Origin of the sequence: Pseudomonas sp. ML96 (assembly GCF_000761545.1) — a bacterium.
Lineage (GTDB): Bacteria > Pseudomonadota > Gammaproteobacteria > Pseudomonadales > Pseudomonadaceae > Aquipseudomonas.
The window spans coordinates 89460-113631 of sequence record NZ_JPMY01000045.1 but is presented as its reverse complement, the minus strand read 5'-3'; the positions used below and the strand labels follow the sequence as shown (position 1 = coordinate 113631).

24 protein-coding genes and 1 pseudogene are annotated in these 24172 nt (G+C 65.7%); 10 read left to right on the top strand and 15 right to left on the bottom strand.

Annotated features, from left to right (window positions below; all coding sequences use genetic code 11):
• Positions 1–121: 121 nt before the first annotated feature.
• The 3 genes from IP89_RS21175 to dinG all read right to left on the bottom strand — a co-directional run bounded on the left by IP89_RS21175 (position 122) and on the right by dinG (position 5485).
• Entirely contained in the window at positions 122–2392 is a 2271-nt protein-coding gene (locus tag IP89_RS21175; protein ID WP_043311781.1) for a hypothetical protein, read from the bottom strand.
• 94 nt (positions 2393–2486) lie between these two features.
• Positions 2487–3236: an SDR family NAD(P)-dependent oxidoreductase gene (locus IP89_RS21170; protein WP_256203179.1), complete on the bottom strand. Its 750-nt coding sequence runs from the start codon at positions 3234–3236 to the stop codon at positions 2487–2489.
• 101 nt (positions 3237–3337) lie between these two features.
• Positions 3338–5485 carry an ATP-dependent DNA helicase DinG gene (gene dinG / locus IP89_RS21165; RefSeq protein ID WP_043311779.1) on the bottom strand — a complete coding sequence of 716 codons (2148 nt, stop codon included), beginning with the start codon at positions 5483–5485 and terminating at the stop codon, positions 3338–3340.
• Positions 5486–5566: 81 nt separating this feature from the next.
• Between dinG and IP89_RS21160 the strand changes: the two genes are divergently transcribed.
• On the top strand, positions 5567–6031 hold the full coding sequence (locus IP89_RS21160) for a CopD family protein (protein WP_043311777.1): 465 nt from the start codon (positions 5567–5569) through the stop codon (positions 6029–6031).
• Between the two features lie 63 nt (positions 6032–6094).
• On the opposite strand, the gene IP89_RS21155 is transcribed toward IP89_RS21160, so the two are convergent.
• Positions 6095–6832: an OmpA family protein gene (locus IP89_RS21155; RefSeq protein ID WP_081963339.1), complete on the bottom strand. Its 738-nt coding sequence runs from the start codon at positions 6830–6832 to the stop codon at positions 6095–6097.
• A gap of 132 nt (positions 6833–6964) precedes the next feature.
• Positions 6965–7318, bottom strand: a pseudogene (locus tag IP89_RS23795) (OmpA family protein); the annotation flags it as partial.
• Positions 7319–7750: 432 nt separating this feature from the next.
• On the opposite strand from IP89_RS23795, the gene IP89_RS21145 reads away from it, so the two are divergent.
• Genes IP89_RS21145 through IP89_RS21135 form a run of 3 tightly spaced genes read left to right on the top strand, consistent with a single transcriptional unit; the run spans position 7751 to position 9902 of the window.
• The gene (locus tag IP89_RS21145) at positions 7751–8248 is read left to right on the top strand and encodes a DUF6231 family protein (RefSeq protein WP_043311774.1); all 498 of its coding nucleotides are present in this window, start codon (positions 7751–7753) and stop codon (positions 8246–8248) included.
• A 4-nt stretch (positions 8249–8252) separates the two neighbouring features.
• On the top strand, positions 8253–8726 hold the full coding sequence (locus IP89_RS21140; RefSeq protein ID WP_043311772.1) for a YchJ family protein: 474 nt from the start codon (positions 8253–8255) through the stop codon (positions 8724–8726).
• 60 nt (positions 8727–8786) lie between these two features.
• Positions 8787–9902, top strand: a complete 1116-nt coding sequence (locus IP89_RS21135; RefSeq protein ID WP_043311770.1) for a hypothetical protein — start codon at positions 8787–8789, stop codon at positions 9900–9902.
• Positions 9903–9941: 39 nt separating this feature from the next.
• Here the strand turns inward: IP89_RS21135 and IP89_RS21130 are convergent, their stop codons facing one another.
• A complete protein-coding gene (locus IP89_RS21130; protein ID WP_043311768.1) occupies positions 9942–10505 on the bottom strand; it encodes a hypothetical protein in 564 nt (187 codons plus the stop codon).
• A gap of 170 nt (positions 10506–10675) precedes the next feature.
• On the opposite strand from IP89_RS21130, the gene IP89_RS21125 reads away from it, so the two are divergent.
• The 3 genes from IP89_RS21125 (at position 10676) to IP89_RS21115 (ending at position 13968) form a co-directional block, all read left to right on the top strand.
• On the top strand, positions 10676–11113 hold the full coding sequence (locus tag IP89_RS21125) for an LEA type 2 family protein (protein ID WP_256203178.1): 438 nt from the start codon (positions 10676–10678) through the stop codon (positions 11111–11113).
• A gap of 5 nt (positions 11114–11118) precedes the next feature.
• Positions 11119–11319, top strand: coding sequence for an SEC-C metal-binding domain-containing protein (locus tag IP89_RS23210; RefSeq protein ID WP_081963338.1), 201 nt, complete (start codon positions 11119–11121; stop codon positions 11317–11319).
• 111 nt (positions 11320–11430) lie between these two features.
• Complete coding sequence (locus IP89_RS21115) at positions 11431–13968, top strand: penicillin acylase family protein (protein ID WP_052081173.1); 2538 nt, start codon at positions 11431–11433, stop codon at positions 13966–13968.
• Positions 13969–13974: 6 nt separating this feature from the next.
• Here IP89_RS21115 and IP89_RS21110 read toward each other — a convergent pair whose 3' ends face one another.
• Complete coding sequence (locus IP89_RS21110) at positions 13975–15351, bottom strand: choice-of-anchor Q domain-containing protein (RefSeq protein WP_156115108.1); 1377 nt, start codon at positions 15349–15351, stop codon at positions 13975–13977.
• A 545-nt stretch (positions 15352–15896) separates the two neighbouring features.
• Here IP89_RS21110 and IP89_RS21105 point away from each other — a divergent pair.
• From IP89_RS21105 to IP89_RS21095, 3 genes are all read left to right on the top strand, one after another.
• A complete protein-coding gene (locus tag IP89_RS21105) occupies positions 15897–16574 on the top strand; it encodes a polysaccharide lyase family 7 protein (RefSeq protein WP_043311765.1) in 678 nt (225 codons plus the stop codon).
• Between the two features lie 245 nt (positions 16575–16819).
• Positions 16820–17299 (top strand): hypothetical protein, encoded by a 480-nt coding sequence (locus tag IP89_RS21100; RefSeq protein ID WP_043311763.1) that lies wholly within the window; start codon positions 16820–16822, stop codon positions 17297–17299.
• Between the two features lie 152 nt (positions 17300–17451).
• Entirely contained in the window at positions 17452–18774 is a 1323-nt protein-coding gene (locus IP89_RS21095; RefSeq protein ID WP_043311761.1) for an outer membrane protein transport protein, read from the top strand.
• A 59-nt stretch (positions 18775–18833) separates the two neighbouring features.
• Here IP89_RS21095 and IP89_RS21090 read toward each other — a convergent pair whose 3' ends face one another.
• The 8 genes from IP89_RS21090 to cobU form a co-directional block, all read right to left on the bottom strand.
• The gene (locus tag IP89_RS21090; protein ID WP_043311758.1) at positions 18834–19385 is read right to left on the bottom strand and encodes a glutathione peroxidase; all 552 of its coding nucleotides are present in this window, start codon (positions 19383–19385) and stop codon (positions 18834–18836) included.
• A 63-nt stretch (positions 19386–19448) separates the two neighbouring features.
• A complete protein-coding gene (locus IP89_RS23790; protein WP_256203176.1) occupies positions 19449–19571 on the bottom strand; it encodes a hypothetical protein in 123 nt (40 codons plus the stop codon).
• Positions 19568–20776, bottom strand: coding sequence for an MFS transporter (locus tag IP89_RS21085; RefSeq protein WP_043311755.1), 1209 nt, complete (start codon positions 20774–20776; stop codon positions 19568–19570). Before IP89_RS21085 ends, IP89_RS23790 begins: the two co-directional genes overlap by 4 nt.
• A 27-nt stretch (positions 20777–20803) precedes the next feature.
• Positions 20804–21217, bottom strand: a complete 414-nt coding sequence (locus IP89_RS21080) for a MarR family winged helix-turn-helix transcriptional regulator (protein ID WP_043311753.1) — start codon at positions 21215–21217, stop codon at positions 20804–20806.
• A gap of 72 nt (positions 21218–21289) precedes the next feature.
• Positions 21290–22027: an adenosylcobinamide-GDP ribazoletransferase gene (locus IP89_RS21075; protein ID WP_043311751.1), complete on the bottom strand. Its 738-nt coding sequence runs from the start codon at positions 22025–22027 to the stop codon at positions 21290–21292.
• On the bottom strand, positions 22027–22599 hold the full coding sequence (cobC, locus tag IP89_RS21070; RefSeq protein ID WP_043311749.1) for an alpha-ribazole phosphatase family protein: 573 nt from the start codon (positions 22597–22599) through the stop codon (positions 22027–22029). Before cobC ends, IP89_RS21075 begins: the two co-directional genes overlap by 1 nt.
• Complete coding sequence (gene cobT, locus IP89_RS21065; protein WP_043311747.1) at positions 22596–23651, bottom strand: nicotinate-nucleotide--dimethylbenzimidazole phosphoribosyltransferase; 1056 nt, start codon at positions 23649–23651, stop codon at positions 22596–22598. Before cobT ends, cobC begins: the two co-directional genes overlap by 4 nt.
• Positions 23648–24169, bottom strand: coding sequence for a bifunctional adenosylcobinamide kinase/adenosylcobinamide-phosphate guanylyltransferase (gene cobU / locus IP89_RS21060; RefSeq protein ID WP_043311745.1), 522 nt, complete (start codon positions 24167–24169; stop codon positions 23648–23650). The genes cobT and cobU overlap by 4 nt, the downstream gene beginning before the upstream one ends.
• Between the last annotated feature and the right edge of the window lie 3 nt (positions 24170–24172).

Sequence of the window (24172 nt, the reverse complement as noted above, 5' to 3'; positions counted from 1 at the left end):
TGTTTCAGCCCCGGCTGTTCATGGGAATCCTGCCGCTTTGCTCAAGTCACTTGGTCAGACCAACGGTCTAGCCCCCGGCAGCGCGGCAACGCGCTCCGGGAGTGGACTCAAACAGAACAGATCAGGGTTTGGCGGGGGCCGCGTCGGCCTTGGGCAGCAGCTTCTCGGCCACCTTGAGGTTGGCCTTGCGCACCGCTTCGACGAAGCCTTGCCACGGGCGGTCGGTGATGGCGACCAGGCCGAAGTGGCCGTTCTCGCCGTCCAGCAGGCGACCGCTGGCCGGTTGGTCGAGGTACTGGAACCAGTGCACACCGACGATCGACGGCTCTTCCAGGGCCTTGGCCAGGAAGTTGGCGTAGGCCGGGCCACGCTCCTCTTCCTTGTAGGTCTCGCTCACGCCGCCCCAGAACGGCCCGCGATCACGCGAGCCGAAGTGGAACTCGGTGACCAGCAGCGGCTTGTCCAGCGCGCGCAGGGCAGCGAAGTCGTAGCCGTGCTGCGGCTCGTTCACATAGAAGTTGAAGCTCAGCACATCGCAGTACTGCGCGCAGGCCTCGATGGCCTCCGGCGTGGCGATGGCGAAGCGGCCACCGAGCAGCATGTGGTTGGGCGAGTGCCACTTCAGGGAGTCGGCGATGGTCTTGAAATAGGTCTCGGCGAACAGGCGCTGGAAGTTCTTCAGGTCCTGCTCGATCTGCGGGAACTCGGCGCTCGGCAGCGGCGGCTCGAAGCCCGGGTCTTCCATCAGCTCCCAGGCCTTGAGCTCGATGCCCCAGGCCTTGGACAGGCCGTTCTGATTACGGTACTTGTCGCGCAGCTGCTTGAGGAAGGCGCGCTTGGCCGGCACATCGGTGGTCAGGCGCAAGGTGCCGTAGGCCAGGGCGTAGCGGGCTTTCGGATCGTCACCGGGTGCGGCCCAGGCCAGTTCGTTGTCGGCGAAGAAGCCCATCAGCCAGGGGTCGTCGCGGCGGTCGCGGGTGGCGATGGCGATGGCGCGCTCGGCCGCCATGGCGAAGCGCGGGTCGAACGGGTCGGGCATGCCGCCCCACCAGTCGTGGCCGGTGCTGATGGTGGCGTAATCGCCGGAAATCGACAGCGGGATGCTGTAAGGCAGGCGCTGCGCCTTGCCCAGGGTGTCGTCGCTCCAGTTACCCAGGCTGTTGAAGCCCCAGGCCTGCAGGCGGTCGAGGGTGTGCTGGGCCCAGCGGTCGGCATCGAAACCGGGCGGTGGGCAGGCTGCCGGCTCGGCCGGTGCCGGCGTTGCGGCCAGCGGCGGTTGCGCCGCCTGGCAGGGTTCGGCGTAGCTGCGCTGCAGGTTGGCACGGTAGAAGTCGTACCAGCGGCCGTGGTCGAAGGCGCGGCCACGACTGGCGCCGCTATCGCTGCGGCTGTCACGCTTGCCGTAGTAGCTGGCCAGCGGCTCGCCGTCCTTGGGCAGGGCTGCGAACATCGATTCGCGCCCTTCGACATAGGTCTGGCTCTGCCAGGCGCTGACCGCATTGACCCCGAGGGAGTAGAAGGGATGGCCTTCTGGCGTGACCAGGTACCAGCGGCCATCGCGTTTCTCGGTACGGAAGAAGCCCTTGGCCTCGAAGGTCGGGCCGCCCATCCAGCCACCGAACTTGTCCTGCTGCGGGCGCTCGGCCAGCCAGGTCTTCAGTTGTTCGCGCTCGCGGGCCGCGCCTTCGCGCAGCTGCTGATCCTTGTCGACCTTGCCCGGCCACTGGCCACGGCTGTACTGGCCGTAGGCGTCGATGATGCCGGTATACACGGCCTGTTGCGCCGCATCGCCGGCCTGCACGCCAAAGCGGCCGAGCAGCACGCTCTGCGGCGCATTGGGCTTGCTCATGCTCAGTGTCACCGCGCTGACCTGCGCGGCCGTCAGCTCGCCCTCGACCACGTCAGCCAGCAGCACGCGCTGGCCCTCGACGCTGACCGGCATGGGCGGTGCGGCACGCATGCCCTGGGCCCGCGGCGAGGTGGCGGCGAGCGGCACCAGCAGGGTCTGCGCCGGACCGGCCGGCAGGGCTATGCGACTGGTCAGCACCTTGCCGTCACGGCTCTCGATCCGCACCTCCAGCGTCACCGCCCAGTCCATGGCGTTCTGCAGGCGCAGGCTCATGGCGCCGGCCTGCGACCAGTCCCAGTCGCCCGCCTGCGGGCTCAGGCGCAGGCTGGGGTTATCACCGGCATTGAAGGTGAAACGGCGCAGCACCTCACCCTCGGGCGTCGGCTCAGCGGTCAACTCGGGAAAACTGGCGACCTGGCTCTCGACCTTCACCACGTCGGTGGGCTTGATAAAGCTGAACAAGGTCTGCTGGCCCTCGGGCGCAGCCATGGCCGGCGCGGCGAGATTGAGGGCGAGAACGAGCGGGAGAAAACGGCGGATCATTGAACAGGCACTCCGGAAGATGTCCAAGTAGACACCAGGCAGGGTTGCGATTGCCACCCCGGAGCCCGTCTAGCGACAACGCAAGTGCCTGATTTCAGACAGAGCTGGCCTTGATTCGATCCAGCAACCGGTCCGGGAGCAGGCGATTGAGCAGGCGGAACAGCTTGGCCGGCACCGTCACCGGGTAGCGGGTACGTGGCACGCGGCTGTCCAGCGCCTGCAGCACGGCCTCGGCCACCGCTTCCGCCGGCAGGGTGAATTTGACCGCCGCACCCTCGCGGGCCAGACGCTCCTCCATCACCGAGTAACTGGCAGCATGGGCGCCACGCGCGGTATCCACGTGTTTGCGCAGGGCCAGCAGGCTGTTGGCGCGGAAGCGCGCAATGATCGGCCCCGGCTCGATCAACACCGCCTCGATACCGCTGCCAGCCAGCTCCAGACGCAGGGTGTCGACCAGCCCCTCCATGGCGAACTTGGAAGCGTTGTAGGCGCCGCGCAATGGCAGCGCCGCATAGCCCAGCACCGAGCTGTTGAACAGGATGCGACCGTGGCCCTGACGGCGCATGACCGGCAGCACAGCAGCGGTCAGCTCGATCGGACCGAACAGGTTGCTCTCGAACTGCTCGCGCCAGGCCGCACGAGGCAGGTCCTCGATGGCGCCGGGTTGGCCGTAGCCGGCGTTGTTGAACAAGGCATCCAGGCCGCCACCACTGCGTTCCAGCACCCAGGCCAGGGCCGCGGCGATGCTGGCGGAATCATCCAGGTCGAGCTGCACCGCCTCGAAACCCTCGGCCTGCAGGTGCTCGACGTCGGCCGCCTTGCGTGCGCTGCGAACACCCGCCAGCCAGCGTCACGACAGGCCAGCGCCGTGGCGTGGCCGATACCCGAGGAACAGCCGGTGATCAGGATGGTGCGCATGGCCAACTCGCTGACAGGTAAAGGGGATCAGGCGATCTCGCGGCGGAACGGCGGCAAGGCGTTGAGGATGGCCTTGCCGTAACGCTGGGTCACCACGCGGCGATCCAGCAGGGTGATGATGCCGCGGTCGGCCTCGGTGCGCAGCAGACGACCGCAGGCCTGGATCAGGCGCAAGGATGCGTCGGGCACGGCGATCTCCATGAACGGATTGCCGCCACGCGCCTCGATCCACTCGGCCAGCGCCGCCTCCACCGGATCGTCCGGCACGGCGAAGGGGATCTTGGCGATCACCACGTGTTCGCAATAGGCACCCGGCAGGTCGACACCCTCGGCGAAGCTGGCCAGGCCGAACAGCACGCTCTCCTCGCCGTCGTCGACCCGCGCCTTGTGCTTGTTCAGGGTCTCCTGCTTGGACAGGTTGCCCTGGATCAGCACGCGCTTGCGCCAGTCGCGGTCGAGGCCGTCGAACACGTCCTGCATTTGCTTGCGCGAGGAATACAGCACGAGGGTGCCGCGCGCGCCCTTCACCAGTTCCGGCAGGTCGCGGACGATGGCCGCGGTGTGGGCGGCGGCATCGCGCGGGTCGGCCTTGAGGTCAGGCACGCGTAGTACGCCGGCATCGGCATGGTGGAACGGGCTGGGTACCACGGCTGTAACCGCTGCCTTGGGTATACCGGAGCGCATACGAAAACGGTCGAAGGTGCCCAGCGCGGTCAGAGTGGCCGAAGTCACCAGGGCGCCGTAGGCGACATTCCACAGGTTGCGACGCAGGGTCTCGGCGGCGAGGATCGGGCTGGCGTTGACCTCGATATCGAACTGCGCGCCGCTGTCGGCCAGGGTCAGCCAGCGCGCCATCGGCGGGCTGTCTTCCGGGTCCTCGACAGTGAAGGCGGTCCACAGTTCCCAGTTGCCCTGGGCGCGTGACAGCAGGCTGCCGAACAGCGGGTACCATTCCTCGGCCTGGTGGCTGGCCAGCCCCAAGCTGGTGCCTTCGTCGTCCATGGCCTGCTTGATCAGTTCGGTGAGGCGGGTAAACACGTCGGTGAGCTTGGCGAAGCCCTTCTTCAATTCAATGCCCAGCTCGCGCAGATGCTCGGGCACCAGGCCGCCCTCGAAGCGATGGCGCGGGCGCTCGCGGCCTTCCATGTCTTCGCCGGCGCGGAAGTCGGCCAACTGCTCACAGGCGCTGAACATGAACTGCTGCTGAGTGCGCAGCTCGCGGGCCTGCTCCGGCACCTGCTCGATCAGGCGACCGAGGTCGCCGGGCAGCGGGTGCTGGGCCAGCAGCTTGGTCAGGTTCTTTTCTACCTGGCCGAGCCAATCGGCGGTGCTGCGCAGGCGGGTGAAGTGGGCGAAGTGGCCGATGGCCTTGTCCGGCAGGTGATGGCCTTCGTCGAATACGTAGAGCGTCTCGCGCGGGTCCGGCAGCACGGCGCCGCCGCCCAGGGCCAGGTCGGCGAGAACCATGTCGTGGTTGGTGACGATCACGTCGACCTTGGTCATGCCTTCGCGCGCCTTATAGAAGGCGCACTGCTGGAAATTCGGGCAATGGCGGCTGGTGCACTGGCTGTGATCGGTGGTCAGGGTGCCCCAGACCTGATCTTCCAGCTCCTCAGGCCAGCTGTCGCGGTCGCCGTCCCAGCGGTTGCCGGCAAGCCTCTCGATCATCTTGCTGTAGAGCTTCTGGCTGTTTTCGTCGACGTCGATGCGGAAACCTTCTTCCTCGAACATCTGCGCGGTGGCACTCTGCGCCTGGCCTTCCTGCAGCAGCATGTCCAGCTTGGACAGGCACAGGTAGCGGCCGCGACCCTTGGCCAGGGCGAAACTGAACTGCAGGCCGGCGTTGCGCATCAGGTCCGGCAGGTCCTTGTGCACGATCTGCTCCTGCAGCGCCACGGTGGCAGTGGCGATCACCAGGCGCTTGCCGGCGGCCTTGGCAGTGGGGATGGCGGCCAGGCTGTAGGCCACCGTCTTGCCGGTACCGGTGCCCGCCTCCACCGCAACCACGGCGGGTTCGCCATCACGCTGACCTTCGTCGTTGTGCTCGATGGTGCCCAGCACCTTGGCCACCTCGGCGATCATCAGGCGCTGGCCATAGCGGGCCTTGAGCCCCTTGGCTTCGAGGAAACGGCTGTAGGCGCCCTGGATCTGGGACTTGAGTTCGGAGCTGAGCATGGGCGCGGAAAAGGCTGGATAAATTTTCAGTAGTTTACCGATAGGTTATGCTCGCGCGCCATCGCTAACCGGAGCTTGCCGATGACTGTCTTTGCTGCCCTCTACGCCGTGCATGTGCTGGCCACCCTGGTCTGGGTCGGTGGAATGTTCTTCGCCTGGATGATTCTGCGCCCCGCCGCCGTGGCCAAACTACAAGCGCCGGAGCGCCTGAGCCTGTGGCTGGAAGTGTTCCAACGCTTCTTCCTGTGGGTCTGGATCGCCGTGCTAGTACTGCCTGTTTCCGGTATGGGCATGCTGCATATGCGTTTCGCCGGATTCGAGACGGCGCCGCGCTATGTGCAAATCATGATGGGCCTGTATCTGGTGATGCTCGCCCTGTTCCTGCGCGTGCGCTTCCTGCAGTTGCCGCTGCTGCGCCGCGCCGTGGAGGCGCAGAACTGGCCGGCAGGTGGCGAGGCTCTCGGGCATATCCGCCGCCTGGTGGGAAGCAATCTGCTGGTGGGGCTTGCTCTGGTGGCCATTGCGGCCGCCCGCCCGACTTTCTGATAGGGCCGAATCAGCTCCCGCACCACCCGAGAGTGGCGCGGGAGTAGATCACCGCCAAAAACGCTATTGCGCGGGTTGCGCCTCGACTGACGCCTCGACCCGACGGTTCACGGCACGGCCTTCGTCGGTGCCATTGTCGGCCACCGGGCGAGACTCGCCGTACCCTACCGACGACACCCGATCACTCGCCACGCCGTACTGGTTGACCAGCACGTCACGCACCGCATTGGCACGCCGCTCGGACAGCCCCTGATTGTATGCATCAGAGCCATTGGAGTCGGTGTGGCCTTCCACGGTGGTGCTGGTCTGCGGGTATTGGCTCATGAAGTCAGCCACCGCTTTGATATCGGCCTGGCTTTCTTCCTTGACCACGGACTTGTCGTAATCGAACTTGACGTCCAGCTCGACGCGTACCGGTTCACCGGCCTCGACTACAGGCTCAGCAGCGGGTGCGGAATCCGGATACTCGGGCAACGGGCATCCGTTGTGGCGTACCGGGGTGTTGGGCGGGGTATCGGGGCAACGGTCACGACGGTCGAATACACCGTCGCCATCCTGGTCACCGTCCTGGGCATAGCAGACCAAGGTTCCGATGACCGCACCGGCCACCGCACCTCCAGCTGCCCAAGCAGAACTCTCGATGGCGCCAAGACCTCCTCCGGCCAGGCCGCCAATCGCCGTACAAATGGGCCAGTTCCCTTGGTTGAGCGGCGCATCTCCCGTACTGGAAGTCGTGACGCAACCTGAGAGAACACTACTGACCAAGAGAAGGGGTACAACTGCCCTTGAGATGCTTCTCATGGCGGGATCTCCTGTGTCACCGGTTCGATTACCGGTAACACAGGAGTAAAGACCCGTCCCCCAAAGTGTACAAGCCAGTCCCGGTGGACGACTGCGCGCTGTGCTACAGCCGCCTTGCCGGGAGAAGACTACTTAGGGGCGAGCTTCGACCTCGGCTTCAACGCGACGGTTGATGGCGCGGCCTTCGCTGGTGGCGTTGTCAGCCACCGGACGGCTCTCGCCATAGCCGACCGAACTCACGCGGTCGCCACCTACGCCGTACTGGTTGACCAGTACGTCACGCACGGCATTGGCACGGCGCTCGGACAGGCCCTGGTTGTAAGCGTCGGTACCGACGGAGTCGGTGTGACCTTCAACCACGGTGCTGGTGGATGGGTATTGGCTCATGAAGTCGGCCAGCGCTTTGATGTCGCCTTGGCTTTCTTCCTTGACCACCGACTTGTCGAAGTCGAACTTGACGTCCAGCTCGACGCGTACCGGCTCGGCGGGTTCGGCAACCACTTCCTCAACGACGGTCTCTTCGACCACTGCAACCTGCTCCTCAGCGCCATGCACCCAGCAATAAGCTGCGGCTACACCAGCACCGACTAGCGCGCCGTAACCGGCCCACTCGGAGTTTTCGATCGCGCCCAGCGCTGCACCAGTCACACCACCCACAGCCGCACAGGTCGGCCAATCGGTTTTCTGAATGCCTGCACAGCCGGTCAACAGACTGCTCGCCAGAATCAGGGGTACTGCTTTCCTTGTGATACTCATCTTCTTAGGTCTCCTGTTTAGGAAATCGGCATAACCGACAGCAAAGAAGTAAAGATCGCTTCCTTACTATCCGCCAGTTATAGGCACTTTCCATACCAATATCCATAGGATCGGGGCGCAGGGCGCGATAGTCTTGGCATACCTTCAGCGAATCTGTGCGCCATGAATCACAATCCGTCCTCGCGTACCCCACAGCAGGCGCTCGCCGCCCTGCTCGACCACCATGAACCGCAGCGCCTGCTGCTGGTCGGCGCCAGCCAGCTGCCTGCCATCACCGCATTCCAGCAGGCACACCCGCAGGCGCTGGTTGCCCAGGCTCCGGCCGGAGCATTACCCACCGAACTGGCGGCCCAACGTTACGATCTTGCACTTGTGGTGGACTGCCTGGAGCACCTGCCCAAGCGCACCGCGCTGGAACTGCTGGGCGGCATCCGCAACCTCAACGCCAGCCGGATGGCCGTACTGGTCGACCTGAACGCCTGTGGCTGGCAGGAAACCGAGCTGTTCGCCCTGGCTCTGCAGGCCACGGAAAGCTTCCAGCGCGAAGGGCAGACGCTCACCCTGTTCACCTACGACCTGCGCGACTACAAACAGGTACCGGACTGGCTCAATGCCAAGTTCTGGGCCAACCCGCAAAACTTCGGCAAGTACTGGTGGTGACCCTATGAGCCAAGCCTGCCCCTGCGGTAGCGGCAGCTCGCTGGAGAGTTGCTGCGGCCACTATCACCAAGGCACACCGGCGCCCAGTGCCGAGCATCTGATGCGCTCGCGCTACAGCGCCTATGTGCTGGGCCTGGTCGACTACCTGGTCGCCACTACCCTGCCCGCGCAACAGACGGCACTGGACAGCGAGAGCATGCGTGCCTGGAGCCTGGGCAGCACCTGGCTGGGGCTCGAGGTGGAAAGCCACGAGCTGGTCGGCGCGCAACCCGAGCATGCCTTCGTTACCTTCACCGCGCGCTGGCACGACGGCAGCGGCGAACACAGTCATCGCGAGCGCTCGGCCTTCGTCCAGCGTGATGGGCGCTGGTACTTCCTCGATCCCACCACGCCACTCAAGGCCGGTCGCAACGACCCTTGCCCCTGCGGTGGCGGGCAGAAATTCAAGAAGTGCTGCAGCGGCTACCTGAGCTCGTAAAACTCTGCTTCATTTGTTGCCCAGAGCCCGGCGGGGACCGGGTCCAACAAGGAGAAGTAGATGTACAAGCACTATGGAACGAGAGCCGCTCTGGCCGCATTGCTGATCGCTAGCGCCGTCCAGGCCCACGCCGGGGCATTGCAGGTCAGCCTGGGCAGCAGCGAACGAGTCACCCGGTTATTCGCCTACCCCAACAACTGCAGCGTCATCTGCTATCGCAACTGGACCCTCGAGCAGACCGCCGAGCACTACCTCAAGCAGAGCCTGCAGCGTGATGGCTACGCCGATGCCACGGTCGCCGTGAGCCGTGACGGCGACACACTTTCTGCCAGTTTCACTGGCGTGCCGGCCGACTACGGCACACCGCTGACCAACTTGCTCAACGCTGGTGATATGGCCTTCGACGGCGCCAGCAAGCTCAACGGCGACGGCAAGTGGCAGTACAGCTGGTACTTCTTCCTGCCCCTGGGCATGGCCCTGGAAAACCGCAAGAGCGTAGAGCTGCTGCACTTCCCACCGGACTACTCGCTGACCCAGGCCCAGGACTACCTGGAATCCAAGACCACCGATCGTTGGGCCTCACTGCTCACCGAGAACGGCGTAGCCGCGGCGCAGACTCCGGCCTACCAGACCATCATCGACATCGCCCCGATCGCCGCACCCGCCAGCGCCGGTAGCGATCTGGAAGGCGTCTACGGCTATTTCACCGACTACCAGACCACCATGGTCGCCCAGCTCACCGCGGGCGCCGGCACTCCGCTGCCCATGGTCGCGTTCGGCGGCCCGGTGCGCAGCTGGGTCAACAGCCAGTACAAGGTGAATATCGGCGTGCTGGGCCTGGACGAGATCACCCCGGCCCCAGGCCAGAGCGTGCCGGTGCTCGGTGCCAACCACCCGAGCTACATCTGGTACGCGGCCGATCCGGAAAACTATGACGGCGACCAGGCGAAAGCCGACGCCGCCGGACTCAAGGTCATGGGCCAGGACATCAGCGCAGCCTGCTGGCAGGCCGGCATGGGCCAGAACCCGGCCGCCGATCCGCAGCAGACCCTTAACAGCTGCACGCAGAAGTGGCAGGTGACGGACCAGGTGCAGACCTGCGAGCTGTTCTACACCTCGATCCGCAACCTGACGCCGCCACAAGCCCAGGCCAAGTGCAGCAGCGGCAAGAGCTGATGGCAGAAACGACAAGGCCCGCAATCGCGGGCCTTGTACTTATTCCTGCAGTTTGAGGTGCGAGGTGTCCGGCGGCGGTGCGGCCGGCGCACCCTTGGCCTGACCCATGTCGCTGCCCACCGGCGCCAGGCTGAACTGCGACAGATCGACCTGTGGCGCCTGGGCCTCGGCCTTGGCATCCTGCAGATCGGCACCGACCGGGGCGATGCCGAAGTCCGGCGCCTGCACGTCACTGAACGCCGCCATGTACTCGTCGCGCGGAATCACCCGAGCAGAGCTCGCGGCTTGCAGCGGCGCTGCAACGGCAGCGGCAGCCACCGGGGCTGGAGCAACTGGAGCCGGCGCAGGCGGTGGTGCCAGCTCGACCTCTTCCACCTGCAGCGACTGGACGATGGCCACGGCGCCGGCGCGCTCCATGGTTGCGCGGTACTTCTCGGCACCGGCGGCGTCCAAGCCGCTCTTGATCACGATGCGCCTGCCGGAAAACAGCAGGGCGATGCGCTGGGCATCCGCCTGGAACAACCGCGCCAGATTCTCCTTCACCTGCTCCAGTGGCGCACCTGGCACCACCTGCCCGGCAAAGGCGATCTCGTAGAGACTCATGGTCACACTCCTGTCCAATTCTGCCGCCAGTATGGCGCAGTTTTTTCCCGTGAACAGCTTGCGGCTGCCAAGCAGCCGCTTGTTACACTGGGGACGTCCTGCGGAGGCACAGCATGCGTTCATGGCTACGAGCACGCACCATCCATCTGGCGGTCATCACCGGCCTCTGCATGAGCCTGTGGGGTTGCGCCGGCTGGTTCGGCGGTGACTTCCAGAGCCCCGACGTGCACCTGGTCAAGGTCGACGTGATCAAGGCCAAGCTGCTGGAACAGCAGTTCTCCCTGCGCTTTCGCATCGACAACCCCAACGACTCCGACCTGCCGGTACGCGGTCTGGTGTACGACATCCAGCTCAACGACATCAAGCTGGCCGAGGGCGAGTCCAGCGAGTGGTTCACCGTGCCGGCCCACGGTCGCACCGAGTTCGAAGTGCCGGTGCGCACCAACCTGTGGCGCCACGTGAAGAGCATCGTCAAATCCCTCGAGGAGCCGGACCAGCCGATCCGCTACCGCCTGCGCGGTGAGGTGAAGACCGGCCTGTTCTTCGGCCGCAACGTGCATATGCAGCGCAATGGCGAGATAATCCCCGGCGATTACATCCCGGAGTGAGTTTCATGACTCAGCAACCCCACGTTCACGGCCCCGACTGCAACCACGACCACGATCATCACCACGATGACGACGGCCATGTGCACGGCCCGCACTGCAACCATCACCATCAGGAACCGGTGCGTAACCCGCTGAAGGAAGTCGGCCGTAACGATCCCTGCCCCTGCGGCAGCCAGAAGAAGTTCAAGAAGTGCCACGGCGCCTGACCTGAGCTCCTCGCCGGCAGGGCCTCTCGCCCTGCCGCGCCCCTACTCCCCGACGCATTCGCCCTCTACAATCCGCACCCATCATCCGTCTCCCTGCGCCAGGAGCCAGTCATGGGTTCGCGCCTCGTTTCTCGCCCGCTGTTCATCGCCGCTGCCGCCGCTCTGTGCAGCACCCTGTTCCTCAGCGGTTGCCAGTCCTTCCTCAATGGCCGCTACGCCGACAGCGTGCACCCGGACCAGGGCATCGTCCGCGTCCAGGGCCTGGCGCAGAGCGTGGTGGTACGGCGCAACGCGCTGGGCATGCCACTGATCGAGACCACCACTTTCCATGACGCCCTGTTCACCCTGGGCTATGTGCACGCCGCCGACCGCCTCAGCCAGATGGTCGGCATGCGCTTACTGGCCGAGGGCCGCCTGGCCGAGATGAACGGCCCAGGCGTGCTGGAAATCGACCGTTTCATGCGCACCGTCAACCTGCGCGCCAGCGCCGAGGTGCTGTACAAGAACGCCTCGCCACGCATCAAGAAGTTCTTCGAGGTCTACGCCCGCGGCGTCAACGCCTACCTGTTCCGCTACAAGGACAAGCTGCCGATGGACCTGGCCGAGAGCGGTTACCGCCCGGCCTACTGGAAACCGGAGGACTCGGTACTGCTGTTCTGCCTGCTCAACTTCGGCCTGTCGGTCAACCTGCAGGAAGAGATTGCCGCCCTCACCCTCAGCGACAAGGTCGGCGCCGACAAGCTGGCCTGGCTGCTGCCGAGCTACCCGGACGAACCGCTGCCGTTCGACGAGGCCGAGAAACTGCGCGGCCTGAGCCTGGCCGGCAAGATTCCGGGCCTGGCCGCGGTGAACGACGCCGCCGGCCAGGTGGCCGCGCTGAACATGCTCGGCGTTGCCGCTTCCAACAACTGGGCCATCGCCCCGCAGAACAGCCGCAGCGGCAAGAGCCTGCTGGCCAACGACACCCACCTGCCGCTGTCGATGCCCTCAATCTGGAACTTCGTGCAGATCCGCTCGCCGAAATTCCAGGCCGCCGGCGTATCCATCGCCGGGGTTCCGGCCGTGGTCGCCGGCTTCAACGGCAAGCTGGCCTGGGGCATGACCATGGTGATGGGCGACAACCAGGACCTGTTCCTGGAGAAGGTCAAGCGCGAGGGCGGCCGCCTCTACTACATGGCCGACGGCAAGTGGCAGCCGACCCGCGAGCGCCAGGAAACCTTCTTCATCCGTGGCCAGCGGCCGATCCGCGAGACCATCTGGGAAACCCGCCACGGCCCGCTGCTCAACTCCGCCCTGGGCGAGCGCAAGACATCCATGCAGCCGCTGCCGTTCTCCAGCGGCTACGGCCTGGCCCTGCATAGCATCCAGAACGAGGCCGATCGCTCGATCGACGCCTTCTTCGACCTGTCCCGCGCGCAGTCGGTGGAGCAGGCCTTCGAGGCCACCCGCGAGGTGCGCGCCATGGCGCTCAACATCGTGTTCGCCGACGCCCAGCACATCGGCTGGCAGGTCACCGGCCGCTATCCCAATCGTAAGCAGGGCACCGGCCTGGTGCCGTCGCCGGGCTGGGACGGCGCCTACGACTGGGACGGCTACGCCGACCCCATGCTGCACCCCTACGACCAGGACCCGATGCAGGGCTGGCTCGGTACAGCCAACCACCGCACCGTACCGCGCGGCTATGGCATGCAGCTGTCCAACTCCTGGTTCTACCCGGAGCGTGCCGAGCGTATCGCGCAACTGGCCGGCGCCAAGCGCCAAGACCAGAAGAGCATGATCGCCATGCAGTACGACCAGACCACGCCTTTCGCCGGCAAGCTGCAGGCGATGCTGGACGCACCGAACATGGCCGCCCCCCTGAAGAAGGCCATCGCCGCCCTGCCGGCCGCCGAGCGCGCCAAGGCCGAGGAAGCCTACAAGCGTTTGATGGCCTTCGACGGGCGCATGGCTGCTACCTCGGCAGACGCGGCGCTGTACAGCGCTTTCCTGCACGAGAGCGCGCGGCAGACCTTCCTCGACGAGTTGGGCCCGGAGACCTCGCCGGCCTGGCAAGCGCTGGTAGACACCGCCAACAACAGCTACTCGGCCCAGGCCGACCACCTGCTCGGCCGCGACGACAGCCCGTTCTGGGACGACGTGAAGACCGCGCAGAAGGAAGACAAGCCGGCAATCATGGCGCGCAGCCTGGCCGGTGCCGTCACCTACCTGGAAGGCAAGCTCGGCGCCAATCGCAGCGCCTGGCAATGGGGCAAGCTGCACCAGTACAACTGGACCAGCGAAGCCACCAAGATGGCGCCCTACCTGAGCGCCAGCCAGCGCAGCGGCATCGAGGCCCTACGCGGCTACCTGGATCGCGGCCCCTACCCGGCCGGCGGCGACCACGGCACCCTCAATGTAGCCGCCTACGAATGGGGCAAGGACTTCAACGTGTGGCTGATCCCGGCCATGCGCATCGTCGTCGACTTCGGCCTGGAAGAGCCGATGATCGGCGTCAACAGCTCGGGCCAGTCCGGCAACCCGGCCAGCCCGCACTACGCCGATGGCATCGAGGCCTGGCTCAAGGGTGGCTACATGAGCTTCCCGTTCCAGAGCCGTAACGTCGACAAGGTCTACGGCAGCAAGCGCCTGCTGCTGACCCCGGGCCGCTGAGCGGCCCTACTGGGTGAACCAGCGCTCGTAGGCGCCGACGTCGCAGATAGAGGTGCCGTTGCGGTCGCCATCGCGCGGCCGCGGGGCACCGCGCTGGTCATGGCTGGCGCAGGAGCCGATGCCGATATCCAGCGCCGGACTGTTCTTCAGCAACTGGTGATAGCGGGTGCCCTGCCCCACGCCGACGCCACCTCCAGTCGATGAATACAGACCGGGACTCAGCACCGAGGTGAACAGGGTGTCCTCGTCCACCCAGTAGCTGGGCTGGCAGGTGCCCAGATCGGCACCCATCATCAGGCCGCGCGCCAGGTAAGCCACGCCCTGGTGATTGCAGTTGGCCGGAGAGGCATTGAGCGAGTTTCCGGCAACGATGCTGTTGCGCACCGTCAGGCTCCCCAGGTTGCTCACCCCCAGCCCCTGGTTAGCTGCCACCGTCACGTGGCTCAGCAGCATCTGCGCCTCAGCGCCGGTAGGCGAGAAGCCGAACAGGCCATTGGCGATCACGCCATTGGTGTCGGTGCCGAAGTTGCCGCTGACCGTGCTGTTGACCAGCTTGAACACGCCTCGCTGGTTGTTCACGATCGCGGCGCCCCCGCCGCCGCCCGCGTACTGTCCGGCGCGGTTGGCCACGAATGAAGAGCGCGCCACATCGGCCTGCCCCTCGTTGTAGATGGCGCCGCCGTGGGCATAGTCGACATCGTTGTCGGTCACGCTGTTGTCTTCGAAGTGGCTGTCGCGCACCTGCAGCGAGCCCAGGTTGTATATGGCACCGCCCTGCCCGCTGAAGCCCTCGTCGCCATTGGAGTTGTTGCCCGTGAATCGGCTGAAGCTGATGTTCAGCGTGCCGAAATTGGCGATCGCCCCGCCCTTGCCCTGGATGCCAGGCGTGGCGCGGTTGTCGTAGAAGCCGACGAAGGCGATCAGCGCCTCGCCGTCGTTGCGTATGGCCCCGCCGTAGGTGTCAGCCCGACCGTCGCGCAGGCTGAGCTGGCGCAGGTTGAGCCAGGCACCGGGGAGCACCTCAATCAACCTGTCCGAGACGCCCTGGATGATGGTGTTGTAGTCCTTGTCGCCGACGATGGTCAGCCTGCCGCTGACATCCAGATCTCCACGCACGCCGAGATCTTCGTCCGGGTCCGGCTCTTCGTCGGCGTTCCAGCCGGGGTCGGCAAGGCTCAGGGTGTAGGTGCCAGGGCGCAACTCGATGCGGTCCGCGCCGGGATTGAGGTTGGCCTGGTAGATGGCCTCGCGCAGCGAACAATCGTTGCTGCAACTCAGGCTAAAACGATCCTCGGTGTTACTGACCACGAAGGTAGCTGCCTGCACTGGGGCCATGCAGACCGCGGTAAGCGTGAGGGGAGAGAGTAAGGCACGACTGGACATGGCGATTCTCCGGATGCGTTGAGTATTCCCAGTCGGAGAATGCTCGGCTTCCGGCACTGCCACGCCTCGATTGCGGCGCGACAGCTATCACTAGACTGGCGAATCCAGCCCAGGTTCGACGCGCTCACACCTGCACCGTGACGCCCTTCACATCCCGCCCCGCAGCGCCGTTCTGCGTACTGATAACCACCGCACAAAGCCCTCTAGCACGGGGGTTTCCGTTCGTCGCCCAAGCGCAGCCGCAGGCGCCGGATCGCGCCGTTGCGCTGCTGGAAAATACCTTGGCGGATCAATGCGATAGACGAATTGAATTCGGCGTCAATTTATCGCCAATTAACAGGCGCCAATATAACGACGAACGGTAATTATCAAAGCCCGGACTGCTCCGTATAAAGCGCTCCGTGCCCGGCCAATCCACCGGCCAGGCATGCAAGAGCTTCATTTCGTGTGCATGTAACTGGCAGGGCGGCTAGGCAGTTTTCAAGTCGGGATCGACCTGCGCTTCGAATGATTTTTTTGATTTTCTTCCGGAGCAGTTACGCACCATGATCGACCTCAACACCTGGAACCTGACCATCCCCGTCGGCGAGCCGGCTACCACCATCACCACCCCGCTGCTCGCTTCTGGCTACCAGGACGACTACTTCAAGAACATCAACGGAACCCTGTTCTTCTGGGCGCCGGTCGACGGCACCACCACCAAGAGCGCCAAGTACCCGCGCAGCGAACTGCGCGAGACCTATGCCGACGGCAAGCTGCGTAACTGGAAGTACAAGGAGGCGGACAACTACCTGCGTGCGACCCTGAAAGTCACCCAGGTACCGTCCACCGGCAAGGTCGTGATCGGCCAGATCCACAACGTGGAGGGCGACGATCCGCCCATCAAGCTGCAGTACGAGTACAGCGCCTCGGCCAAGACCGGCAGCGTGACCGCGATCTACCGCCTGAAGCCGGGCATCGACACCAGCAAAGCCATCGTGCTGCGCAACGTGCCGCTGGGCCAGAGCTTCAGCTACATCATCCGCCTGACCCCGGGCGGCACCCTGGCGGTGTACGCCAAGCTGCCGAGCGCTGCACAGGTGAAGTGGAGCGCCAAACTCGATACCAGTTGGGCCGCGCAGACCATGTACTTCAAGGCGGGCAGCTACGTGCAGGACAACGTCGGCAACAACACCGAGGCCGGCAGCGCAGAGTTCACCAGCCTGAAGATCGAGCACCTCTAAGCGGTCGAACCAGGTAGCCAGCATCGCGCTGGCTACCTGGACGAGTAACTGATCACTTTTTAATCGCAGACAGTCATATCAGCCCGCCAAGAAAGGCTGAAACAATTTAAAAACAACCCTTTACGCTCGATTTGTAGCACTACACTTCAAATCGAGCGGCTAACCCCGCTCCCGGCGGGGTCTTTATTAGAACCAAGAACAGCTGCCAGGCACCTGACCCCGCCGGCACCTTTCACGAGGGCCTTATGGGAATTGCCGCCAGCGATCTCTGCCAACACGTGATCCGCCCTACTCTGCTTTATATAGGGCGCCATTCCCCTACCGCCGAAGCCCTGCTGCTGGGCGCCGCCGCTAGCCAATCCGCCCTCGGCAGCGCACTGGACGATCAGCGCGGCCACGGCCTCTACCGCATCAGCGAGCAGCGCCACGAGCAGCTCTGGGACCAGCATCTGGCCCGCGACCCGGACCTCGCCAGCCTGGTCCGCGGCCTGGCTAGCCAGCATGCCTTCCTCGCTGCTCCGCACCTGGAACTGACCGTCAACCTGCGCTACGCCACAGCCATCGCCTGGCTGCTGGTCGAAGCCGAGCAGGCGACACTGCCCGCCGAAAACGACCTGCCCGGCCTGGCTCGCATCTGGCTCAAGGTGTTCCAGCCGCAGGGACAGCTACGCGACTTCGTTCTGGCCTGGCAGCAGTTCGTCGCCCCACAGCATCACGCCGCCTGAACCAATGGTGTTTTTTACTGACCTATAAGTCAGCTCCATCGGCAAAATCATTTTCACAAATCATCACGTAATTCCCGTCGCAGAGCGGTTGGCAAGGCGCGGCAAAACGCGTAGCTTGCCGCCCTCGTTTTTTGCATTCCGTGAGCTTACTAATGAAAAAAATCTGGTTGAAGACCTCTCTCGCACTCGCCGTCAGTGCGGTTTCCACTTACAGCCTGGGCAACGGAATTGCCATTAACGAACAAAGCGTCAGCGGCATGGGCACCTCCTTCGCCGGCCGCGCATCCGCCGTCAACGATGCCTCCATCCTCTACGGCAACCCGGCTGGCCTGAGCAAACTGGAGCGCGCGGAAGTGCTCGGCGGCTTCGGCCTGATCAAGGCGAACGTCGATATCGATAATGCCAATCGCAAAAGCTCCGAAGGCGACATGGTGCCGATGACTCCGGTCCCGTTCGGCTATTACGCCAGCCCGATCGACGAGAAATTCAGCTGGGGTATTGGCCTGTACGTGCCGTACGCGCTGATCAGCGACTACGAGAAGAGCTTCGGCGGCCGCTACAAGGGCCTGTACAGCAAGGTAGAAGTGGTCACCCTGCAGCCGACCCTGAGCTACAAGATCAATGACCGCGTGTCCGTCGGCTTCGGCCCGACCATCAACAAGATCAAGGGCAAGCTGACCAGCAACCTGAATGACGGCGCTCTGGCTGCGGTGGGCGGCTCCGGCGACGCCAAGGTCAACATCAAGGGCGACGACACTGCCGTAGGCTTCAACCTCGGCGTACTGGTCGACGTGACCGACAGCCTGACCTGGGGTCTGACCTACCACTCCAAGGTCGATTACACCCTGGAAGGCCGCACCAAGGTCAGCAGCTTCAACGGCCCGGTACTCGGCGCCCTGAACGGTGAATACGATGCCACCCTGGACTTCACCACTCCGGAAACCGTCGACACCTCGGTCACCTACAAGCTCGACGACAAGTGGACCGTCTACGCCGGCTCCACCTGGACTCGCTGGAGCCGCCTGGATGCCATCGTGGTCGAGAACGAGAACTCGCCAAACCTGACCATCCCGGGCATCGGCACTCTGCCGGCGCCGCTGGGCACCGTCAGCGAAGAACTGAAGTGGCACGACACCTGGTCCTACGCCATCGGCACCTCCTACCAGCTGACTCCGGAAGTCGTGCTGCGTACCGGCCTGGCCTTCGACCCGTCGCCGGCCGAGAACGCCCACCGCACCGTGCGTATCCCGGTCGGCAACCGCAAGGTGTTCTCCCTGGGTGCCGGCTGGTCGCCGAGCAAGGACATGACCATCGACGTGGCCTACTCCTATCTGCGCGAGAGCAAGGCTTCGGTCAACCAGCCGGACCGCACTCTGTCGGCAGGCCCGATCAGCGCCAATATCGCCCCCGGCTACAGCGCCGAGTACCGCAACAGCGCCCACGGCCTGGGCCTGCAAGCCACCTACCGCTTCTAAGCGCCGTAGGCAGCAACGAAAAAGCCGGGCACTTGCCCGGCTTTTTCATGCCCGTCGATTCACTGCTGGGCGATGGCCTTGTCGATGGCCTCGATCAGGTCCTCGTCGTCCGGCTTGGTCAGGCTGGAGAAGCTGGCGATCACCTTGCCGTCGCGGCCCACCACGTACTTGTAGAAGTTCCAGCGCGGCGCGCTGCTCTGCTCGGCCAGCTCACGGAACAGCGGCGCCGCATCGCTGCCGCTGACCGACTGTGGCTCGCTCATGGCGAAGGTCACGCCGTAGTCGATGAAGCACACCTTGGCGGTGCCCTCGGAGTTGTCGGCTTCCTGACGGAAGTCATCCGACGGCACGCCGAGCACCTCCAGGCCCTGCCCCTTGTAGCGCTGGTAGAGCGCCTCCAGCCCCTTGAACTGTGGGGTGAAACCGCAGTGGCTGGCGGTATTGACCACCAGCAGCGGCTTGCCGGAGAAACGCTGGCACAGGTCGATACGCTCCTTGGAGCGCAGTTGCTGCAGCTCGCCCTGATCCTTGAGCAGTGGCGGGCAATCGGCCGCCCACAGCGGCGTGGACAGCAGGCAAAGCAGGGACAGCGAGGCGATGCGCGGCAACATGGTGACAGGCTCCAATTCAGTCATGTCGCTCACGCTACTCGCCCGTCGCCGTCGCGGCAATCTTCAGCACAGGCTCATGTTCAGCTGCATCAGGGCCAGGCCGCCGCGCGCCCAGCCCCACCAGGCCAGTACCAGCAGGCCGGCGACCAGCAGCGCCGCCAGGCCCAGGCCGGCCGCGCGACTCATGCAGCCCCCGCACCGCGCAGGCGCGCCACCGGCTGCTCACGCACCGGCCAGTTGAGCGCCGCCGCCAGCAGACCGAAGAGGATCGACAGCTGCCAGACCACCTCATAGCTGCCGGTATGGTCGTACAGGTAGCCGCCCAGCCAACCGCCGAGGAAGGAGCCCAGCTGGTGGAACAGGAACACGATGCCACCGAGCATGGACAGGTTGCGCACGCCGAACAGAGTGGCCACGGTGCCATTGGTCAACGGCACGGTCGATAGCCAGAGGAAGCCCATCGCCATGCCGAAGGCATAGGCGCTCCACTCGGAAAGCGGCAGGTAGACGAAAGCGACGATCACCAGCGTGCGCGCCAGATACAGCCCGGTGAGCAGCCTGGGCTTGGACATCCGCCCACCCAGCCAGCCGGCGACATAGGTGCCGAACACGTTGAACAGCCCCACCAGCGCCAGCACCGTGGTACCGACCGAAGCCGGCAGGTGCTGATCGACCAGGTACGACGGCAGGTGCACGCCGATGAACACCACCTGGAAACCACAGACGAAGAAGCCCAGCGCCAGTAGCCAGAAACCGGAATGCGAGCAGGCCTCGCGCAGCGCCTCACCCAGGCTCTGCTCGCCACCCGCCGGGGCTGGCAGCGGCGTGTCACGCACCATCAGCGCCAGCGGCGCGATCAGTGCCACCAGCATGGCCAGCGCGAGCAGCGCCGAGGACCAGCCGAGCCAGCCGATCAGGCCCAGGCTGCCCGGCAGCATGGCGAACTGGCCGAAGGAACCGGCGGCAGCGGCGATACCCATGCCGATGCTGCGCTTCTCCGGCGGCAGCGCGCGGCCGACCACGCCGAGCATCACCGAGAACGAGGTACCGGACAGGCCGATACCGATCAGCAGGCCGGCGCTGAGCGACAGCGACAGCGCCGAGTCGGACACCGCCATCAGGCCCAGGCCGGCGGCATACAGCAAGCCGCCGGCAATGATCACCCGCCGCGCGCCGAAACGGTCGGCGATGGCACCGGTGATCGGCTGGGCCAGGCCCCAGATCAGGTTCTGCAGGGCGATGGCGAAGGCGAACACCTCGCGGCCCCAGCCGTACTCGCTGCTCATCGGTCCGAGGAACAGGCCGAAGCCATGCCGGATGCCGAGGGACAGGGCGAGGATCAGCGAGGCACCTACCAGTAGCCAGGCCGCCGTGCGCCACGGATTGTTCATGTCGTTGTCTCCACGGGCAGCGGCCCGTCAGTCGATGGTTTCCAGATCGTCGAGCAGCAGCATCAGCGCCGCCCGCTTGTCCGCGCCCAGGCGCAGTGCCACTTCCTGCTGCGCCCGCTCCCACAGCGGTGCGCCCTGCTCCAGCACCTGCCGGCCGGCGGCACTGAGCACCACCTCACGGCTGCGCTGGTCGACACCGCCGCCCAGCTGGACCAGGCCCATGCCCTCCACCACCCGCAGGTTGCGCCCGAGCGTACTGCGGTCCAGGCCCATGGCCTCGGCCAGCATGGAAATGCTCGGACTCTCCAGGCGTTGCAGATTGCGCAGCAGGGAAAACTGCGCGGCATTGAGCCCGACATCGGCCAGGGCTTCGTCGTAGATGCGGGTGACACCGCGGCTGGCGCGGCGCAACTTGGTACACAGGCATTGGGTCGGCAACATGAATACAGGTATATACCCGCATCTACCGAACAGGCAATTACAGTTGCGCGATAAGACAGCGGAACAGATGGACTAGATGAACAGAGCCAGGGCCACTAGGACCACGCATTCGGCCAGCTCCAGCAGGGCGCCGGCGGTATCGCCGGTAGTGCCGCCCAGACGCGTTACGAAGGCCCGGCGCAGCAGCCAGAACATCATGGCCGCAGTGGCCAGAGCCAGCAGAGCGCTCCAGCCGAGCAGCAGCATGGCGCCAGCGTGAAGCGCCAGCAGCAGCGGCAAGCGCTCGCGCGGCAGGTGCTCGCTCAGCGCCTGGCCGAGGCCGCCGGCGCGCACATAGTCGGTCGTCAGGAACAGTAACGGCAGCAGCATGCGCCCCAGCCAGGGCGCCAGCAGCAGGCCGACCCAGGCGCCGTGCTCCAGCAACACCACCAGGGCAGTGAACTTGAGCAGCAGTACCAGCAGCAACACCACCACGGCGATGGGGCCGCTGCGCGGGTCCTTCATGATCGCCAGGGTGCGCTCGCGATCACCGTAGCCACCAACCCAGGCATCGGCCGTATCGGCCAAACCGTCCAGATGCAGGCCTCCGGAAAGCCCGACCCAGACCGTCAGCAGAATGGCCGCCTGGAGCAGCGCCGGCGTACTGCCGAGCAGCCCATGCAACGCCAGCAGCAGGCCACCAAGTAGCAGCCCCACCAGCGGATACCATAGCAGCGAGCGACCGATCTGCGCAGGCTCCGGCATGCCCGCCAGCCGAACAGGCAGGCGGGTGAGGAACTGCAGGGCGATCAGCAGCGGCTGCGGCAGCATCAGACTTCGGTCAGCTGCAGATCGGCTTCAACCTGCAGGCCATGCAGCGCGCCATAGCCCACCTCCACCTGCAGCAGCTGGCTCTCCGGCAGGTTGCGTGCGCGCGCCAGCAGCAGGCGCATCACGCCACCGTGGGTCACCAGCAGCACACGCTTGCCGTCCAGCTCGGCCTGCAGGCGCTCGACGGCGCCCAGCACGCGCGCGGCGAAGTCGCGCACCGGTTCGGCTTCCGGCGGGGTGAAACGGTAGGGATCGTTCCAGAACTTGCCGAGCGCCTCCGGGGCTTCCAGCAGTACCTCGGCCGAGTTGCGGCCTTCCCAGGCACCGAAGTGCAGCTCACGCAGATCGGCCTCGATACGCAGGGGCACGCCCAGGCCTTCCGCAAATTGACGAGCGAACGACTCGCAACGCTGCAGCGGCGAGCTGACCACCAGGTCCCAGCCGCCCTTGCCGGCCAGGGCCAGCTGCATCTGCTGTCGCCCCTGCTCGGTCAGCGCATCGTCGCTGCTGCCGCGAAAGCCGGGGCCGGCGTCGGTCACGCCGTGGCGCAACATATCCAGGGAAAGGGTCATTGTTTGTCCTCAACCAGAGCTTCAGAAAAGGTAGCCATGCCGCCATGCAGCGCGCAGGCAAGTTTGATCAGGGGCAGCGCCAGGGCCGCACCGCTGCCCTCGCCCAGGCGCAGGCCGAGGTCGAGCAACGGGCTGCCGCCGAGTTCGGCAAGCAGCGCGGCGTGGCCCGGCTCGGCACCGGCATGGGCGAACAGCAGCCAGGGCCGCACGCCGGGGTTCAGACGTACGGCGCACAGGGCCGCGGCCGTGCAGATAAAGCCATCGACCACGGCCGGAATACCGGCCTGAGCACAGGCCAGGTAGGCACCGGCCAGGGCCGCCAGCTCGAAGCCGCCGACCCGGCGCAGAGCCTCGAGGGGTTCGCCCAGTTGCGCACCGTGCAGGGCCAGAGCCCGCTCGATTACCGCCTGCTTGTGGCTGACGCCAGCGCCATCCAGGCCGGTGCCGGGGCCGGTCAGCTGACCCGGCTGCAGATCACTCAAGGCGCAGGCCAGGGCCGTGGCGGCGCTGGTATTGCCGATGCCCATCTCGCCGGCCAGCAGCAGATCGCAGCCCTCGCCCAGCGCCTGCTGCACCGCCTCGCGACCAGCCTGCAGCGCGGCGGCGCACTGCTCGGCTGTCATCGCCGGATCAACGGCGAAGTTGGCGGTGCCGGCGCCCAGACGCAGGTGGCGCACGCCGGGCAGCTCCAGATCGAGATTGATGGTGCCCAGGTCGACCAGGCGCAGCGGCATGCCCTGCTCGCGGGCCAGCACGCTGACGGCGGCGCCGCCGGCGACGAAGTTGCCGAGCATCTGCGCGGTCACCGCCTGCGGATAGGCCGACACTCCCTCGGCGACCACGCCGTGGTCACCGGCGAACAGCACCAGCTGCGGATTGTGGATGGCGGGTTTCTCACACCCCTGCAGCGCGGCCAGGCGCACGGCCAGGCTCTCCAGTACACCGAGGGCGCCAGTCGGCTTGGTCAGCTGCGCCTGGCGCGCCAGGGCGGCGGCCTCGGCAGCGGCATCGGGCTGGCGGCAGGCTTGCTGCCACCAGAGGGAAGAAGTCATAGCGGCGCTCCTTTGAGCAGCATGGGCAGGCCGGCGACACAGAACTGCACGCGCTCGGCCCGTTCGGCCACGGCCTGGTGCAGCCAGCCGGCTTCGTCGACGTAGCGACGGGTCAGCTCGCCCAGCGGCACCACGCCCAGCCCGGTCTCGTTGCTGACCAGGATGATGCGCCCGGGCAGCTCGGCCAGGCTTTCCAGGAAGGCATCGCGCTGCATGGCCAGGCGCGTCTCGTCTTCCAGCATCAGCAGATTGGTCAGCCACAGGGTCAGGCAGTCGACCAGCAGGCAGCGGCCGGCGGCAGCATTGTCGCGCAGGGCGCGGGCCAGTTCGACAGGCTCCTCGACCAGGCCCCACTCGGCCGGGCGTGTGGCGCGGTGATGGGCGATGCGCTTGGCCATCTCGCCATCCCAGGCCTGGCCGGTGGCGATATAAGTGACCGGCAGGCCGCTATCCGCAGCCAGCTTCTCGGCCAGGCGGCTCTTGCCGGAGCGGGCGCCACCGAGGATCAGTTCGAGCATGGT